Source organism: Pseudomonas sivasensis, from assembly GCF_052938085.1.
The window spans coordinates 4,841,095-4,855,729 of sequence record NZ_CP176442.1 but is presented as its reverse complement, the minus strand read 5'-3'; the positions used below and the strand labels follow the sequence as shown (position 1 = coordinate 4,855,729).

At 61.8% G+C, this 14,635-nt stretch carries 12 protein-coding genes; 9 read left to right on the top strand and 3 right to left on the bottom strand.

Going from position 1 to position 14,635, the window contains the following annotated elements; translation table 11 throughout:
- Window positions 1-153 precede the first annotated feature (153 nt).
- The 3 genes from ydcS to ACKZ62_RS22380 all read right to left on the bottom strand — a co-directional run bounded on the left by ydcS (window position 154) and on the right by ACKZ62_RS22380 (window position 3,880).
- Window positions 154-1,305 (bottom strand): putative ABC transporter substrate-binding protein YdcS, encoded by a 1,152-nt coding sequence (ydcS, locus tag ACKZ62_RS22390; RefSeq protein ID WP_095183982.1) that lies wholly within the window; start codon window positions 1,303-1,305, stop codon window positions 154-156.
- A gap of 73 nt (window positions 1,306-1,378) precedes the next feature.
- Window positions 1,379-2,836, bottom strand: coding sequence for a gamma-aminobutyraldehyde dehydrogenase (locus ACKZ62_RS22385; RefSeq protein ID WP_177434247.1), 1,458 nt, complete (start codon window positions 2,834-2,836; stop codon window positions 1,379-1,381).
- A 132-nt stretch (window positions 2,837-2,968) separates the two neighbouring features.
- The gene (locus tag ACKZ62_RS22380; RefSeq protein ID WP_032891728.1) at window positions 2,969-3,880 is read right to left on the bottom strand and encodes a LysR family transcriptional regulator; all 912 of its coding nucleotides are present in this window, start codon (window positions 3,878-3,880) and stop codon (window positions 2,969-2,971) included.
- 168 nt (window positions 3,881-4,048) lie between these two features.
- Here ACKZ62_RS22380 and ACKZ62_RS22375 point away from each other — a divergent pair, with 168 nt between their 5' ends.
- From ACKZ62_RS22375 to prfB, 9 genes are all read left to right on the top strand, one after another.
- A complete protein-coding gene (locus tag ACKZ62_RS22375) occupies window positions 4,049-4,759 on the top strand; it encodes a tellurite resistance TerB family protein (RefSeq protein ID WP_447095844.1) in 711 nt (236 codons plus the stop codon).
- 128 nt (window positions 4,760-4,887) lie between these two features.
- Window positions 4,888-6,531 carry a methyl-accepting chemotaxis protein gene (locus ACKZ62_RS22370; RefSeq protein WP_185159945.1) on the top strand — a complete coding sequence of 548 codons (1,644 nt, stop codon included), beginning with the start codon at window positions 4,888-4,890 and terminating at the stop codon, window positions 6,529-6,531.
- Window positions 6,531-7,043, top strand: coding sequence for a chemotaxis protein CheW (locus ACKZ62_RS22365; RefSeq protein ID WP_032891724.1), 513 nt, complete (start codon window positions 6,531-6,533; stop codon window positions 7,041-7,043). Before ACKZ62_RS22370 ends, ACKZ62_RS22365 begins: the two co-directional genes overlap by 1 nt.
- Window positions 7,040-8,296 carry a CheR family methyltransferase gene (locus tag ACKZ62_RS22360; RefSeq protein WP_032891723.1) on the top strand — a complete coding sequence of 419 codons (1,257 nt, stop codon included), beginning with the start codon at window positions 7,040-7,042 and terminating at the stop codon, window positions 8,294-8,296. Before ACKZ62_RS22365 ends, ACKZ62_RS22360 begins: the two co-directional genes overlap by 4 nt.
- Window positions 8,293-8,994 (top strand): chemotaxis protein CheW, encoded by a 702-nt coding sequence (locus tag ACKZ62_RS22355; protein WP_447095843.1) that lies wholly within the window; start codon window positions 8,293-8,295, stop codon window positions 8,992-8,994. The genes ACKZ62_RS22360 and ACKZ62_RS22355 overlap by 4 nt, the downstream gene beginning before the upstream one ends.
- Entirely contained in the window at window positions 8,991-11,273 is a 2,283-nt protein-coding gene (locus ACKZ62_RS22350) for a hybrid sensor histidine kinase/response regulator (protein WP_122680275.1), read from the top strand. The genes ACKZ62_RS22355 and ACKZ62_RS22350 overlap by 4 nt, the downstream gene beginning before the upstream one ends.
- Window positions 11,270-12,280, top strand: a complete 1,011-nt coding sequence (gene cheB, locus ACKZ62_RS22345; RefSeq protein ID WP_032891720.1) for a chemotaxis response regulator protein-glutamate methylesterase — start codon at window positions 11,270-11,272, stop codon at window positions 12,278-12,280. Before ACKZ62_RS22350 ends, cheB begins: the two co-directional genes overlap by 4 nt.
- 51 nt (window positions 12,281-12,331) lie before the next feature.
- The gene (locus ACKZ62_RS22340) at window positions 12,332-13,333 is read left to right on the top strand and encodes a diguanylate cyclase (RefSeq protein WP_032891719.1); all 1,002 of its coding nucleotides are present in this window, start codon (window positions 12,332-12,334) and stop codon (window positions 13,331-13,333) included.
- Between the two features lie 206 nt (window positions 13,334-13,539).
- A protein-coding gene (gene prfB, locus ACKZ62_RS22335; protein WP_099601257.1) for a peptide chain release factor 2 occupies window positions 13,540-14,635 on the top strand; the annotation gives its coding sequence in 2 pieces (ribosomal slippage) (window positions 13,540-13,611 and window positions 13,613-14,635; 1,095 coding nt in all).

Here is a 14,635-nt window from a genome sequence, read left to right as displayed (position 1 = left end):
GGACTTCTGAAAAAACAAAACATCTATGAGTGCGGTCAATGTGGGAGGAGGCTTGCTCCCGATGAGGGTGTGTCAGGCAACACAGGTTTGTCTGATGTACCGCTATCGTGAGCAAGCCCCCTCCCACAGGGGACCTAGGTCGTTTGGAAGGCCTTACCTGCCGCCCATGATCGCGATGTAATCCTGGGTCCAGCGGCTGTACGGTACGAACTTGCCGCCCTCAGCCTGTGGGGTTTTCCAGAAGGCGATCTTGTCGAACTGGTCGAACCCGTTGGTCTTGCAACCCTCGGCGCCGAGCAGTTCGCTTTCCTTACAGGCCGCAGGCACCGCCGGCAGCGAACCGAACCAGGCGGCGACATCGCCCTGGACCTTCGGCTGCAGCGACCAGTCCATCCACTTGTAGGCGCAGTTCGGGTGCTTGGCCTCGCTGTGCAACATGGTGGTGTCGGCCCAGCCGGTGGCGCCTTCTTTCGGAATGGTCGAGGCAATTGGCTGCTTTTCATTGACCAGCCCGTTGACCTGATACGGCCAGGCGCTGGAGGCCACCACGCCTTCGTTCTTGAAGTCACTCATTTGCACGGTGGTGTCGTGCCAGTAGCGGTGGATCAACGGTTGCTGGGCGCGCAACAGGTCGAGCACGGCTTTGTACTGGGTTTCGGTCAGTTCGTATGGGCTCTGGATGCCCAGTTCCGGCTGGGTCGATTTGAGGTACAGCGCTGCATCGGCGATGTAGATCGGGCCGTCATAGGCCTGCACGCGGCCTTTGTTCGGCTTGCCGTCCGGCAGGTTCTGGGCGTTGAACAGCACATCCCAGCTGGTGGGCGCGGTCTTGAACACGTTGGTGTTGTACATCAGCACGTTCGGGCCCCATTGGTACGGGGTGCCGTAGGTCTGCTGGCCGACCACGTACCACGGCGCGTCTTTAAGGCGTGGGTCGATGTTTTTCCAGTTTGGGATCAGCGAGGTGTTGATCGGCTGCACACGCTTGCCGACGATCAACCGCAGCGACGCATCGCCCGACGCGGTGACCAGGTCATACCCGCCCTTGGCCATCAGGCTGACCATTTCGTCAGAGGTGGCGGCGGTTTTCACATTGACCTTGCAGCCGGTTTCCTTCTCGAAACCAGTGACCCAGTCGTAGGCCTTGTCGCTTTCGCCACGTTCGATATAGCCGGGCCAGGCGACGATATCCAGCTGGCCTTCGCCAGCGCCAATCGCCTTGAGCGGTTCGGCGGCCTGAATGCTGACGCTGGCCAGCAGCGCGGTGGTCAAGGCACTGAGCAGTGCGGTCTTGTGCGCGGACATGGGGGTTCCCTCTTCTTTAATTATGGTCGGGGCAGTTGTGTGCAACCGGTGACGCAAAAGCTTAGTTGTTGTTTTAAAGATGTTGGCCGTGGCGGGCCATGATGTGGCGCACCACGCTGTAGTCCTGTAGCGAATCACTGGACAGATCTTTCCCATACCCCGAGCGCTTCAAGCCGCCGTGGGGCATTTCGCTGACCAGCATGAAATGGCTGTTGATCCAAGTGCAGCCGTATTGCAGGCGTGCGGCTACCTGCATGGCCTTGTCCAGATTCTGGGTCCACACAGAGGAGGCCAGGCCGTATTCGGAGTCATTGGCCCAGTCCACCGCCTGTTCCAGCTCATCGAAGCGGGTCACGGTGACCACTGGACCAAACACTTCGCGCTGCACAATTTCATCGCTCTGTTTACAGCCGGCGAGCAAGGTTGGCTGGTAATAGAAGCCCGCGCCGGAATGCACGGCGGCGCCCGTGACCCGCTCGATATGCGGCTGGCCGAGGGCACGCTCGACAAAACTGGCCACGCGGTCGCGCTGGCGCGTACTGATCAGCGGGCCGAGTTCGTTGTCGGCATCACGTTTGCCGGCAAAGCGCAGGCTGCTGACCGCCGCACCGAGGTCGGCGACCAGTTTGTCGTGAATCCCCGACTGGGCGTAGATGCGGCATGCGGCGGTGCAGTCCTGGCCGGCGTTGTAGTAACCGTAGGCGCGCACACCCTCAACCACGGCTTGCAGGTCGGCATCGTTACACACGATTACCGGCGCTTTGCCGCCCAGTTCCAGGTGCGTGCGTTTGAGCGTCTTGGACGCGGCTTGCAGGATTTTCTGCCCGGTGACGATATCGCCGGTCAGGGAAACCATGCGCACTTTCGGGTGGCTGACCAGATGACTGCCCACACCTTCACCGCCGCCACAGAGAATGTTGATGACCCCGCGTGGTAACAAGTCCTTCAGCACAGGGGCGAGTGCGAGGATCGACAGCGGCGTATGTTCCGACGGCTTGAACACCAAGGTATTACCGGCAGCCAGCGCCGGGGCGATCTTCCAGGCGGCCATCATCAACGGGTAGTTCCACGGTGCGATGGAGGCGACGACGCCAATTGGATCGCGCCGCACCATGCTGGTGTAGCCCGGCAGGTATTCGCCGCTCAGTTGCCCGGTCTGGCAGCGCACGGCCCCGGCGAAGAAGCGGAACACGTCGACGGTGGCGCTCAAGTCATCCTGACGTGCCAGGTGCAACGGCTTGCCGCAGTTCAGGGATTCCAGGCGGGCCAGGTAATCGGCTTGTTTTTCGATGGCATCAGCGATGCCCAGAAGAATGTTTGAACGCTGTTGCGGCGTGGTCCGCGACCAGCTGGCAAATGCGCGGTGGGCCGCGAGGATGGCTGATTCGACCTGCTCGGTGCTGGCTTCAGCAATTTGGGTAAGCACTTCACCGGTGGCCGGGTTGAGGATCGGCTCGGCGAATCCCTGGCCCTGGACCAGTTCGCCGTCGATCAGCAACGCAGTAAGCAGCGGGGTGGGCGCGCCGGACATTTTTCGCGATCTCTTTTCTTGTGTGGTCATGGGCGTTCTCTTACAAGGCGCCGGACCTTCTCTTATGGATGAACTGAGAGTAGAGGTCAGGCGCGAGGTCAACAAATACTAAATACTGAATGCAGCATTCGATTAAATAGATGGCTTGCGTGGGTGCGGCTGTTCCCGGGCCACGGTGAGGAACGGGTCTACCAGCGCGGGACGCGCGGTGCCTCGGCGCCACGCCAGGCCCACATCGAGGGTCTGGCTGAGGTCGGCGATCGGCCGTGCCTCGATGATGTCGCCCTCCAGGGACCATGGGCGGTAGGTCATGTCTGGCTGAATCGACACGCCCAGTCCTGCCGCCACCAGGCTACGCACTGCCTCCGTCGATGCTGTACGCAGCGTGACGCGGGGTTGCAGGCCTGCGCTGGTCCAAAGGCGCTGGGCGTTTTGGCCCATTTCATCGACATTCAGTTGAATCAACGGCTCGCGCGCGACATCGGCCAGGTTGATGCTGTCGTGCTCCAGCAGCGGGTGCTGCGCCGGCAGCCACAGGCGATGGGGCGAGTGGGTCAGGACTTCTGTCTGAAGGGCGTGGCGGTCTTCGAGGTTGGAGAGGATCAGCACGCCGACGTCGATTTCGCCGCTCACCAGCAAATGCTCGATATAGGGGCGTTCGTCCTCCATCACGCGGATTTCCACATTGGGGTAGGCGCGCTGGAAGCGGGTGAGCAGGTCGGCGAGGTAGTAGCCGGCCACCAGGCTGGTCACGCCGATGATCAATTGCCCGGCCACTTGGTCGGTGCTTTGTTGCAGGCTGCGCTTGGCGTTGTCGACGGTGGCGAGGATCAAGTGCGCCTGGCGCAGGAACTGGTGGCCCTGGTGGGTGAGGGTCATGCCTTTGGCGTGGCGGTTGAACAGGTTTACCCCGATTTCCTGCTCCAATTGCTGGATCGCCAGGGTCAGGGTCGACTGGGAAATAAATGCGGTCTGCGCGGCGGCGGAGATCGAGCCGGTCTCGGCCACGGCGATAAAGTGCCGGATTTGACGCAAGGTCATCATGCTGGAATTACCAGTGGGGTGTTTTTATAGATTTGTCCGAGTGTATATCGGTTTTAGCGAACGGCAGTGGCGTTACATCTGGAAGCACTCTAGATCGGGGCTTTTTGGCACTTAGTTTTACGCTGAGGGCCTATTGGTCCTATGAACCCAAGTGTCTGGAGGCTACGAATGAATACCCGTGGATTGCTCGATCAGTTGCTCAAGTCCGGCCAGGACATGCTGCAAAACAAGGCTGGCGGCCAACGCAAGCAGGACGACAAAGGCGCCTTGGGCGGACTGCTTGGCGGCGGAGGGTTGGGCAGCCTGCTTGGCGGTGCCGGTGGCGGCGCCCTGGCAGCCGGTGCCATGGGCTTGTTGATGGGCAACAAGAAGGCGCGCAAATTCGGCGGCAAAGCCCTGACCTACGGCGGGCTGGCCGCATTGGGCGTCATTGCCTACAAGGCCTACGGCAACTGGCAGGCCAATCAAGCCAATACGCCCAAGGGCGAGCCGCAGACCATCGACCGCCTGCCACCGGCCCAAGTCGAGCAGCACAGCCAAGGCATTCTCAAGGCGCTGGTTGCCGCAGCCAAGGCCGACGGCCATGTGGATGAGCGCGAGCGAGAGCTGATCGAGGGCGAGTTCACCAAGCTGGATAACGACCGCGAGCTGCAAAGCTGGCTGCACGCCGAGCTGAACAAACCTCTGGACCCGGCCGATGTCGCCCGCGCGGCAAGCACCCCGGAAATGGCTGCCGAAATGTATATCGCCAGCGTGATGCTGGTCGACGAAGAAAACTTCATGGAAAAGGCCTATCTGGACGAATTGGCCCGCCAACTGAAACTGGAGCCTGGCTTGAAGCAGGAGCTGGAAAAGCAGGTGCGTCAAGCTACCCTCTGAGCATCTCTGTATAGATAAAGCACCCTGGCTGGCTGAATGCCCCAGGGTGTTTTTGCATTCCATGAGCGCTGCATCAAAACCCATTGATTAATGAGGCCTTCTGCTCAGCTATACTCCCCTCCATTTGAATGGCCCTTCGAGGAATTACTGTGAAGAACTGGACCTTGCGCCAACGCATCCTGGCAAGTTTTGCGGTCATTATCGCCATCATGCTGTTAATGGTTGTGGTCTCCTACTCACGGTTGCTGAAGATCGAAACCAGTCAGGAAGCCGTCCGGGACGATGCGGTACCGGGGGTTTATCTCAGTTCTATGATCCGCAGCGCGTGGGTCGACAGTTACCTTCAGACCATCGACATCATTGGTCTGCGTGAGGATAAAACCTTCACCAATACCGACAAGGCCGACTACAAGGCCTTCGAAGCGCGTATTGAGCAACAGATGGCTAATTACGAAAAAACCGTGCGCAGCCAGGCTGATCGCATGGAGTTCGATAACTTCAAAGCCGCACACATCAATTACAACAAGGTCCTTGAGCAGTTGCTGGACCGCGTCCAGAACAACGACCTGCCCGCTGCACGCGAGTTGCTTGAAGAGCAACTGACGCCGATCTGGATCGAAGGTCGCATGAAGCTCAATGACATTATTACGGAGAACAAAAACGTCTCTGATCGCGCCACCGCGGCGATTGACGACGCCGTTCTGTCGGCCAAGATCAGCATGGGTGTTTCGCTGATCATCGCCATCCTCGCCGCCGGCCTGTGCGGCCTGCTGCTGATGCGCGCGATCATGGCGCCGATGCAGCGCATCGTCGAAATCCTTGACACCATGCGCACTGGCGACCTGAGCAAGCGCCTGAACCTGGAGCGCAAGGACGAATTCAACGCGGTAGAAACCGGCTTTAACGACATGATGACCGAGCTCACCGCTCTGGTTTCCCAGGCGCAACGCTCTTCGGTTCAGGTCACCACCTCAGTGACGGAGATTGCGGCGACCTCCAAGCAGCAGCAGGCCACCGCTACCGAAACTGCCGCGACCACCACCGAGATCGGCGCCACTTCGCGGGAAATCGCCGCCACTTCCAAGGATCTGGTGCGTACCATGACCGAAGTCTCCACCGCTGCCGACCAGGCTTCGGTGGCCGCCGGTTCTGGCCAGCAGGGCCTGGCGCGTATGGAAGAGACCATGCATTCGGTGATGGGGGCCGCCGACCTGGTGAACGCCAAACTGGCGATCCTCAATGAGAAGGCCGGCAACATCAACCAGGTGGTGGTGACCATCGTCAAAGTCGCCGACCAGACCAACCTGTTGTCCCTGAACGCCGCCATCGAAGCGGAAAAAGCCGGTGAATACGGCCGCGGGTTTGCCGTGGTCGCCACCGAAGTGCGTCGTCTCGCCGATCAGACCGCCGTGGCCACTTACGACATCGAGCAGATGGTGCGTGAGATTCAGTCGGCGGTTTCCGCTGGTGTGATGGGCATGGACAAGTTCTCCGAAGAAGTGCGCCGCGGCATGTTCGAAGTGCAGCAAGTGGGCGAGCAACTGTCGCAGATCATCCATCAGGTACAGGCCTTGGCGCCGCGGGTGTTGATGGTCAACGAGGGCATGCAGGCCCAGGCCACCGGCGCCGAGCAGATCAACCACGCGCTGGTGCAGCTGGGTGATGCCAGCAGCCAGACCGTCGAATCCCTGCGCCAAGCCAGCTTTGCCATTGATGAACTGAGCCAGGTTGCGGTGGGTCTGCGCAGCGGCGTGTCGCGTTTCAAAGTCTGATGAGCGACCTCGCGGCTAAACGCGGCGCCGTCCCGGCAGCGAAAAAGGCGTTGTTCCTGGTGTTTCACATCGGCAGTGAACGTTATGCCCTCAAGGCCACCGAAGTGGCCGAGGTGCTGCCGCGCCTGCCGCTCAAACCCATCGCCCATGCGCCCTCTTGGGTGGCGGGTATCTTTGCTCATCGCGGAGCGTTGGTGCCGGTCATCGACCTGAGTGCGCTGACCTTCGGTACGGCGGCCCAGGCGCGTACCAGCACGCGGTTGGTGTTGGTCAATTACCAGCCGCAACCCTGGGTCGAGTCTCGCCGGTTGGGGCTGATCCTCGAGCAGGCCACCGATACCCTGCGTTGCGATCCCGCGGAATTTCAGCCCTATGGCCTGGAGAACCCCCAGGCGCGCTATTTGGGGCCGGTGCGTGAGGATGCGTTGGGCCTGATGCAATGGATCGGCGTGAATGACGTGCTCACCGATGACGTGCGCGCCCTGTTGTTTTCTGCCGAGCTGAGCGTATGAGCAACGACCCGCGCTTCTTTGCCTTCCTCAAGGAACGTATCGGCCTGGACGTCGCGTCGGTCGGCGAGGCCATTATCGAGCGCGCCGTGCGCCAGCGCAGCCAGGCCGTGCAGGCGCAGACGCCAGGCGAATACTGGCAGCGCCTGCAAAGCTCCCACGACGAGCAGCAAGCACTGATCGAAGCGGTGATCGTTCCCGAGACGTGGTTTTTCCGTTACCCCGAATCCTTTGCGACCCTGGCTCGGTTGGCGATTGCACGCCTGGCCGAGATCAAGCAGATGCGCGCACTGCGCATCCTCAGCCTGCCGTGCTCCACCGGCGAAGAACCCTATTCGATTGCCATGGCCCTGCTCGATGCCGGCCTGGCGCCGCATCAGTTCAAGGTGCTGGGCCTGGACGTCAGCCCGCTGTCGGTGGAGCGTGCGCGGCGCGGGGTGTATGGCAAGAACTCGTTCCGCGGTAGCGATATTGCCTTTCGCGATCGCCACTTCACTGAACACAGCGACGGGTTCCACATCGCCGACCGCGTGCGCGAACAAGTGCGCCTGCAAGTCGGCAACTTACTGGACCCGACGCTGCTGGCGAACGAGGCGAGCTACGATTTCGTGTTTTGCCGCAACCTTTTGATCTATTTCGACCAGCCGACGCAGAAGCAAGTGTTCGATGTGCTCAAGGGCCTGACCCACGTAGACGGCGTACTGTTTATCGGCCCGGCCGAGGGCAGCCTGCTGGGCCGGCATGGCATGCGTTCGATCGGGGTGCCGCAGTCTTTCGCCTTCAGTCGGCACGCCGAACCTAACCTGCCGGCGCCGGTATTCGTGCCGATACCGAGCCCTCAGCGCAGCGCGGCGCCCATCCCTGTCAAGCCAAGGCCGTTCAGTACCGCGAGCGCCCAGGTGGTGCCGATCAAGCCACCGCCGCCTTCCGACGCGGGTACCTTGCTCAGCCGCATCGCCACCTTGGCCAACGAAGGCAAGAGTGCCGAGGCCCGTGTCGCCTGCGAACAGTATTTGAACAGCCACCCGCCAGCCGCCCAGGTGTTCTACTGGCTGGGGCTGCTCAGCGATGTGGCCGGCAGCGCCCTGGAGGCTCAGGGGTTTTATCGGAAAGCCTTGTACCTGGAACCTCAGCACCCGCAGGCCTTGATTCACCTGGCCGCGTTGCTCGAATCCCAGGGCGACAGCGCGGGGGCGCGCCGTTTGCAAGCGCGGGCCGCCCGTAGCGAGCGAGCAGACAGTGAGTCCAAACGATGAGTAGCCCCGACGCGCTCGACACCGCCGGCCTGGACCTGACTATGGCCGACACCCAGGCCATCGACGACTGCTGGAACCGGATCGGTATCCACGGCGACAAGTCCTGCCCGCTGCTGGTGGACCATATCCACTGCCGCAACTGTGCGGTGTACTCAGCGGCCGCCACGCGCCTGCTGGATCGCTACGCCCTGCAGCAGGACGACCATCGTCCGGCCGCTGCAGTTGAAGTCGACGAAGAAATCGTCACCCGCTCGTTGCTGATGTTCCGTCTCGGTGAAGAGTGGTTGGGCATCGCCACCCGCTGCCTGGTGGAGGTGGCTCCGTTGCAACCGATTCACTCGCTGCCGCACCAGCGTTCCCGCGCCTTGCTCGGCGTGGCGAACGTGCGGGGGGCGCTGGTGGCGTGCCTGTCTCTGGTGGAGCTGCTCGGCCTGGACAACACCGGTCACGGCGCCAGTGGCGGGCGGATCATGCCGCGTATGTTGATCATCGCCGCGCAGGATGGCCCAGTGGTGGTACCGGTGGACGAAGTGGACGGCATCCATGCCATCGATGAGCGCACCTTGAACGCTGCGTCGGCGCCTGGCTCCCAGGCCAGCGCACGCTTCACTCAGGGCGTGTTGCAATGGAGGGGCCGCAGCCTGCGTTGGCTGGATGAGGCGCAATTGTTGTCCGCCGTGACCCGGAGCCTCACATGACCCCCGACCAGATGCGCGACGCCTCGCTGCTGGAACTGTTCAGCCTGGAAGCCGATGCACAGACCCAGGTACTGAGCGCGGGCCTGCTGGCCCTGGAGCGTAACCCGACCCAGGCCGACCAGCTTGAAGCCTGCATGCGCGCGGCCCATTCGCTCAAGGGCGCGGCGCGGATCGTGGGGGTGGATGCGGGTGTCAGCGTGTCCCACGTCATGGAGGATTGCCTGGTCAGCGCCCAGGAAAGTCGCCTGTACCTGCAACCTGAACACATTGACGCCTTGCTGCAAGGCACCGACCTGCTGATGCGCATCGCCACCCCGGGAAACACCGTGGGGCCAGCGGACATCGACGCTTATGTGGCGTTGATGGAGCGCCTGTTGGATCCGTCGCAGCCCACCGCTAAAGCTGCGCCACCGCCTGTCGTGTCCCAGCCTGCACCCGCGCCGGTCATCGAAGAATTGCCGCCGGAGCCCGAGCCCGCTCCCCCTGTTGCCAGCGATCCGCCGCGTCAGGGCAAGCGCATGACCGAAGGCGGCGAGCGCGTGTTGCGCGTGACCGCCGAGCGCTTGAACAGTCTGCTGGATCTGTCGAGCAAATCCCTGGTGGAAACCCAGCGGCTCAAGCCCTATCTGGCCAGCATGCAGCGCCTCAAACGTATTCAAAGCAATAGCGTGCGCGCCCTGGACACACTGGACGGTCATCTCAAGACTCTGGATCTGAACCTCGAAGCCCAGGAAGCCCTGGCTGATACCCGTCGCCTGCTGAGCGAGGCGCAGGCCTTACTGGCGGAAAAAACTGCCGAGCTGGATGAGTTCGGCTGGCAGGCCGGGCAGCGCGCTCAGGTGCTCTACGACACTGCGCTGGCCTGTCGCATGCGTCCGTTTGCCGATGTGCTGGCCGGGCAGGTGCGTATGGTGCGCGACCTCGGCCGCAGCCTCGGCAAGCAGGTGCGCCTGGAGATCGAGGGCGAAAAGACCCAGGTCGACCGTGATGTGCTGGAAAAGCTCGAAGCGCCACTCACCCATCTATTGCGCAATGCCGTCGACCACGGCATCGAAATGCCCGACCAGCGCCTGCTGGCCGGCAAACCCGCCGAAGGCTTGATCCGCCTGCGTGCCTCCCATCAGGCCGGTCTACTGGTGCTGGAACTGAGCGACGACGGCAACGGCGTTGACCTGGAGCGCCTGCGCGGGACCATTGTCGACCGTCATCTGTCGACCCTGGAGACTGTGTTGAACCTGAGCGAAGAGGAACTGCTGACGTTCCTGTTCCTGCCGGGTTTCAGCCTGCGCGACAAGGTTACCGAGGTGTCCGGGCGCGGCGTCGGACTGGATGCGGTGCAGCATATGGTCCGCCAGTTGCGCGGCGCGGTGGTGCTGGAGCAGACGGCGGGGCAGGGCAGTCGTTTTCACTTGGAGGTGCCGCTGACCCTTTCGGTGGTGCGCAGCCTGGTGGTGGAAGTTGGCGAAGAAGCCTATGCGTTCCCGCTGGCGCATATCGAACGTATGTGCGACCTGGCCCCCGACGACATTGTGCAACTCGAAGGCCGCCAGCATTTCTGGCACGAGGGCCGGCATGTTGGCCTGGTCGCCGCCAGCCAGCTGTTACAGCGCCCGCCGGGGCAGACCAATGACGAGACCTTGAAGGTGGTGGTGATCCGCGAGCGCGATGCGGTGTACGGTATCGCCGTGGAACGTTTCATCGGCGAGCGTACCCTGGTGGTGTTGCCGCTGGATGACCGCCTGGGCAAGGTCCAGGATATTTCCGCCGGCGCCTTGCTGGATGACGGCTCGGTGGTGTTGATCGTCGATGTTGAAGACATGCTGCGTTCGGTGGACAAGCTACTCAACACCGGGCGCCTGGAACGCATTGCCCGGCGCAGCCAGCAGGTCACCGAGGCGCCGCGCAAACGCGTACTGGTGGTGGATGACTCGCTCACCGTGCGTGAGTTGCAACGTAAATTGCTGCTTAATCGCGGGTACGAAGTGGCCGTTGCGGTCGACGGTATGGACGGCTGGAACGCCTTACGTTCCGAAGACTTCGACCTGCTGATCACTGACATTGATATGCCTCGCATGGACGGTATTGAATTGGTCACACTCTTGCGCCGTGATACTCGCCTGCAATCGTTGCCGGTGATGGTGGTGTCGTACAAAGACCGTGAAGAGGACCGTCGCCGTGGGTTGGATGCCGGCGCCGATTATTACTTGGCCAAGGCCAGCTTCCACGACGACGCGTTGCTGGACGCCGTCGTGGAGCTGATTGGGGGCGCGCGGTCATGAGGGTTGCGATCGTCAACGACATGCCCCTGGCCGTGGAGGCCTTGCGCCGCGCCTTGAATTTCGAGCCCTCGCACGAGGTGGTGTGGGTGGCCGGCAATGGTCTGGAGGCAGTGCAGCGCTGCGCTGAGTTGACGCCTGACCTGATCCTGATGGATCTGATCATGCCGGTGATGGACGGCGTGGAGGCCACGCGGCAGATCATGGCCGAGACCCCGTGCGCGATCCTGTTGGTGACCGTCGACCGCCAGGCCAATATGAGCCGGGTGTTCGAAGCCATGGGCCACGGCGCCCTGGATGTGGTGGACACGCCTGCACTCGGCGTAGGCAATCCAAAGGATGCGGCGGCACCGCTGCTGCGCAAAATCCTCAACATCGGCTGGCTGATCGGCCAGCGCGGCAGCCGCGTGCGCACCGAAACCACGTCAGCGCGCACCTCCGGCAAACGCCAGAGTTTGGTGGCTATCGGCTCTTCAGCGGGTGGCCCGGCTGCCCTGGAAATCCTGCTCAAGGGTTTACCCCGTGACTTTCCCGCTGCCATTGTGCTGGTGCAGCATGTGGACCAGGTCTTTGCCGCCGGCATGGCCGAATGGCTCAGCAGTGCTTCCGGGCTGCCGGTGCGCCTGGCCCGCGAAGGCGAACCGCCGCAAAGCGGTGTGGTCTTGCTGGCCGGTACCAATCACCACATTCGTCTATTGAAGAACGGCACGCTAGCCTATACCGCAGAGCCGGTGAACGAGATTTACCGGCCTTCGATCGACGTGTTCTTCGAAAGCGTGGCCAGCCACTGGAATGGTGACGCCGTCGGCGTACTGCTGACCGGCATGGGTCGTGACGGGGCCCAGGGCCTTAAGTTATTGCGTGAACAAGGTTATTTGACCATCGCCCAGGATCAGCAGAGCTCGGCGGTGTATGGCATGCCCAAAGCGGCGGCGGCGATTGATGCCGCTGTTGAAATTCGCCCTCTGGACAGAATTGCGCCCCGATTACTGGAGGTCTTTGCACAATGAACATGACCTTGCGCGATGCTGGCTTGCAGGTAGTAATTCAGGTGACTGCAGATGAATGATTTACAGATCGACGACATCAAGACCGACGAAAATGCCGCCATGGTGTTGCTGGTCGACGACCAGGCCATGATCGGCGAAGCGGTCCGACGCGGCCTGGCCCATGAAGAAAACATCGATTTCCACTTCTGCGCCGATCCGCACCAGGCGATTGCCCAGGCTATCCGCATCAAGCCGACGGTGATCCTGCAGGACTTGGTGATGCCCGGCCTCGATGGCCTGACTCTGGTGCGCGATTACCGCAATCACCCGGCCACGCAGAACATCCCGATCATCGTGCTATCCACCAAGGAAGACCCGCTGATCAAGAGCGCGGCGTTCTCGGCGGGGGCCAACGACTACCTGGTCAAGCTGCCGGACAACATCGAACTGGTGGCACGCATCCGCTATCACTCGCGTTCCTACATGACGCTGCTGCAGCGCGATGCTGCTTACCGCGCGCTGCGGGTCAGCCAGCAACAGTTGCTGGACACCAACCTGGTGCTGCAACGCCTGATGAACTCCGATGGCCTTACCGGGCTGTCCAACCGCCGTCACTTCGACGAATACCTGGAACTGGAGTGGCGCCGCGCCATGCGCGACCAGACCCAACTGTCGCTGCTGATGATCGACGTGGACTTCTTCAAGACCTATAACGACAGCTTCGGTCACGTCGAAGGCGACGAAGCCCTGCGCAAAGTTGCCGCCACCATCCGCGATGCCAGCAGTCGCCCTTCGGACCTGCCGGCACGCTACGGTGGTGAAGAGTTTGCGTTGGTGCTGCCGAACACCTCACCGGGAGGCGCGCGACTGGTGGCCGAAAAGCTGCGCATGGCCGTCGCGGCGTTGAAAATCCCGCATATCGCCCCGGCAGAAGGCTCCAGCCTGACGATCAGCATCGGCCTGTCGACCACCACGCCGCAGCAGGGTACGGATTGTCGGCAGCTGATATTGGCGGCGGACAAGGGCTTGTATACGGCCAAACACAATGGGCGTAATCAGGTCGGCATCGAGTGAATCGAGGCCGCAACCGATCAACATGTGGGAGGGGGCTTGCCCCCGATAGCGGAGGGTCAGTCACCTGATGCACCGCCATCGGGAGCAGGCCCCCTCTCACATTTAACCCAGCGTAGTCTGCCTTTTCGCCAGGCGGGCTGCCGCTCCCCCCCGTTTGCCGTTATACTCGCCGGCTTTCAAAAGTTCGCCAACGAGTGCTGCCCGCCATGGAAATCAACCCGATCCTGAACACCATCAAGGACCTGTCCGAGCGCTCCGAAACTATTCGGGGGTATCTTTGACTACGATCAAAAGCATGAGCGTCTGACCGAAGTCAATCGTGAGCTTGAAGATCCGAGTGTCTGGAACAAACCTGAATACGCCCAAGAGTTGGGCCGCGAGCGCGCTGCGCTGGCGCAGATCGTCGACACCCTCGACGAACTGAACACCGGTCTGGCCGATTGCCGTGACCTGCTGGACATGGCCGTCGAAGAAAACGACGAAGGCGCAGTGGGCGATGTCATCGCCGAGCTGGCCCGTCTAGAGGAAAACCTCGCCAAGCTCGAATTCCGCCGCATGTTCAGCCATGAAATGGACCCGAACAACGCCTACCTGGACATCCAGGCCGGTTCCGGCGGCACCGAAGCCCAGGACTGGGCCAACATCCTGCTGCGCATGTACCTGCGCTGGGCCGACAAACGCGGCTTCGACGCCACCATCATGGAGCTGTCGGCCGGTGAAGTGGCTGGCATCAAGGGCGCGACCGTGCACATCAAGGGTGAATACGCCTTTGGCTGGCTGCGTACCGAAATCGGCGTGCACCGCCTGGTGCGCAAGAGCCCGTTCGACTCCGGCAACCGTCGCCACACTTCGTTCTCCGCGGTGTTCGTCTCGCCAGAGATCGACGACAAGGTGGAAATCGAGATCAACCCGGCCGACCTGCGTATCGACACCTACCGTTCCTCCGGTGCCGGTGGTCAGCACGTAAACACCACCGACTCGGCCGTTCGTATTACTCACGTACCGACCAACACCGTGGTCAGCTGCCAGAATGAACGTTCCCAGCACGCCAACAAGGACACCGCCATGAAAATGCTGCGGGCCAAGTTGTACGAGCAGGAAATGCAGAAGCGCAACGCCGCTTCCCAGGCGCTGGAAGACACCAAGTCGGATATCGGCTGGGGTCACCAGATCCGTTCGTATGTGCTCGATGCGTCGCGGATCAAGGATCTGCGCACTAACATCGAACGCAGCGACTGCGACAAGGTGCTCGACGGCGATATCGACGAATACCTGGAAGCCAGCCTGAAGTCCGGCTTGTAA

What these genes read in the sequence shown, in the direction of transcription:
- ACKZ62_RS22350 (WP_122680275.1), top strand. Translation starts at nt 8,991, where the DNA reads ATGACCCCCGACCAGATGCGCGACGCCTCGCTGCTGGAACTGTTCAGC.
- ACKZ62_RS22385 (WP_177434247.1), bottom strand. Translation starts at nt 2,836, where the DNA reads ATGTCCGGCGCGCCCACCCCGCTGCTTACTGCGTTGCTGATCGACGGC.
- ACKZ62_RS22355 (WP_447095843.1), top strand. Translation starts at nt 8,293, where the DNA reads ATGAGTAGCCCCGACGCGCTCGACACCGCCGGCCTGGACCTGACTATG.
- ACKZ62_RS22370 (WP_185159945.1), top strand. Translation starts at nt 4,888, where the DNA reads ATGGCCCTTCGAGGAATTACTGTGAAGAACTGGACCTTGCGCCAACGC.
- ACKZ62_RS22340 (WP_032891719.1), top strand. Translation starts at nt 12,332, where the DNA reads ATGAATGATTTACAGATCGACGACATCAAGACCGACGAAAATGCCGCC.
- ACKZ62_RS22375 (WP_447095844.1), top strand. Translation starts at nt 4,049, where the DNA reads ATGAATACCCGTGGATTGCTCGATCAGTTGCTCAAGTCCGGCCAGGAC.
- ydcS (WP_095183982.1), bottom strand. Translation starts at nt 1,305, where the DNA reads ATGTCCGCGCACAAGACCGCACTGCTCAGTGCCTTGACCACCGCGCTG.
- ACKZ62_RS22380 (WP_032891728.1), bottom strand. Translation starts at nt 3,880, where the DNA reads ATGATGACCTTGCGTCAAATCCGGCACTTTATCGCCGTGGCCGAGACC.
- cheB (WP_032891720.1), top strand. Translation starts at nt 11,270, where the DNA reads ATGAGGGTTGCGATCGTCAACGACATGCCCCTGGCCGTGGAGGCCTTG.
- ACKZ62_RS22360 (WP_032891723.1), top strand. Translation starts at nt 7,040, where the DNA reads ATGAGCAACGACCCGCGCTTCTTTGCCTTCCTCAAGGAACGTATCGGC.
- ACKZ62_RS22365 (WP_032891724.1), top strand. Translation starts at nt 6,531, where the DNA reads ATGAGCGACCTCGCGGCTAAACGCGGCGCCGTCCCGGCAGCGAAAAAG.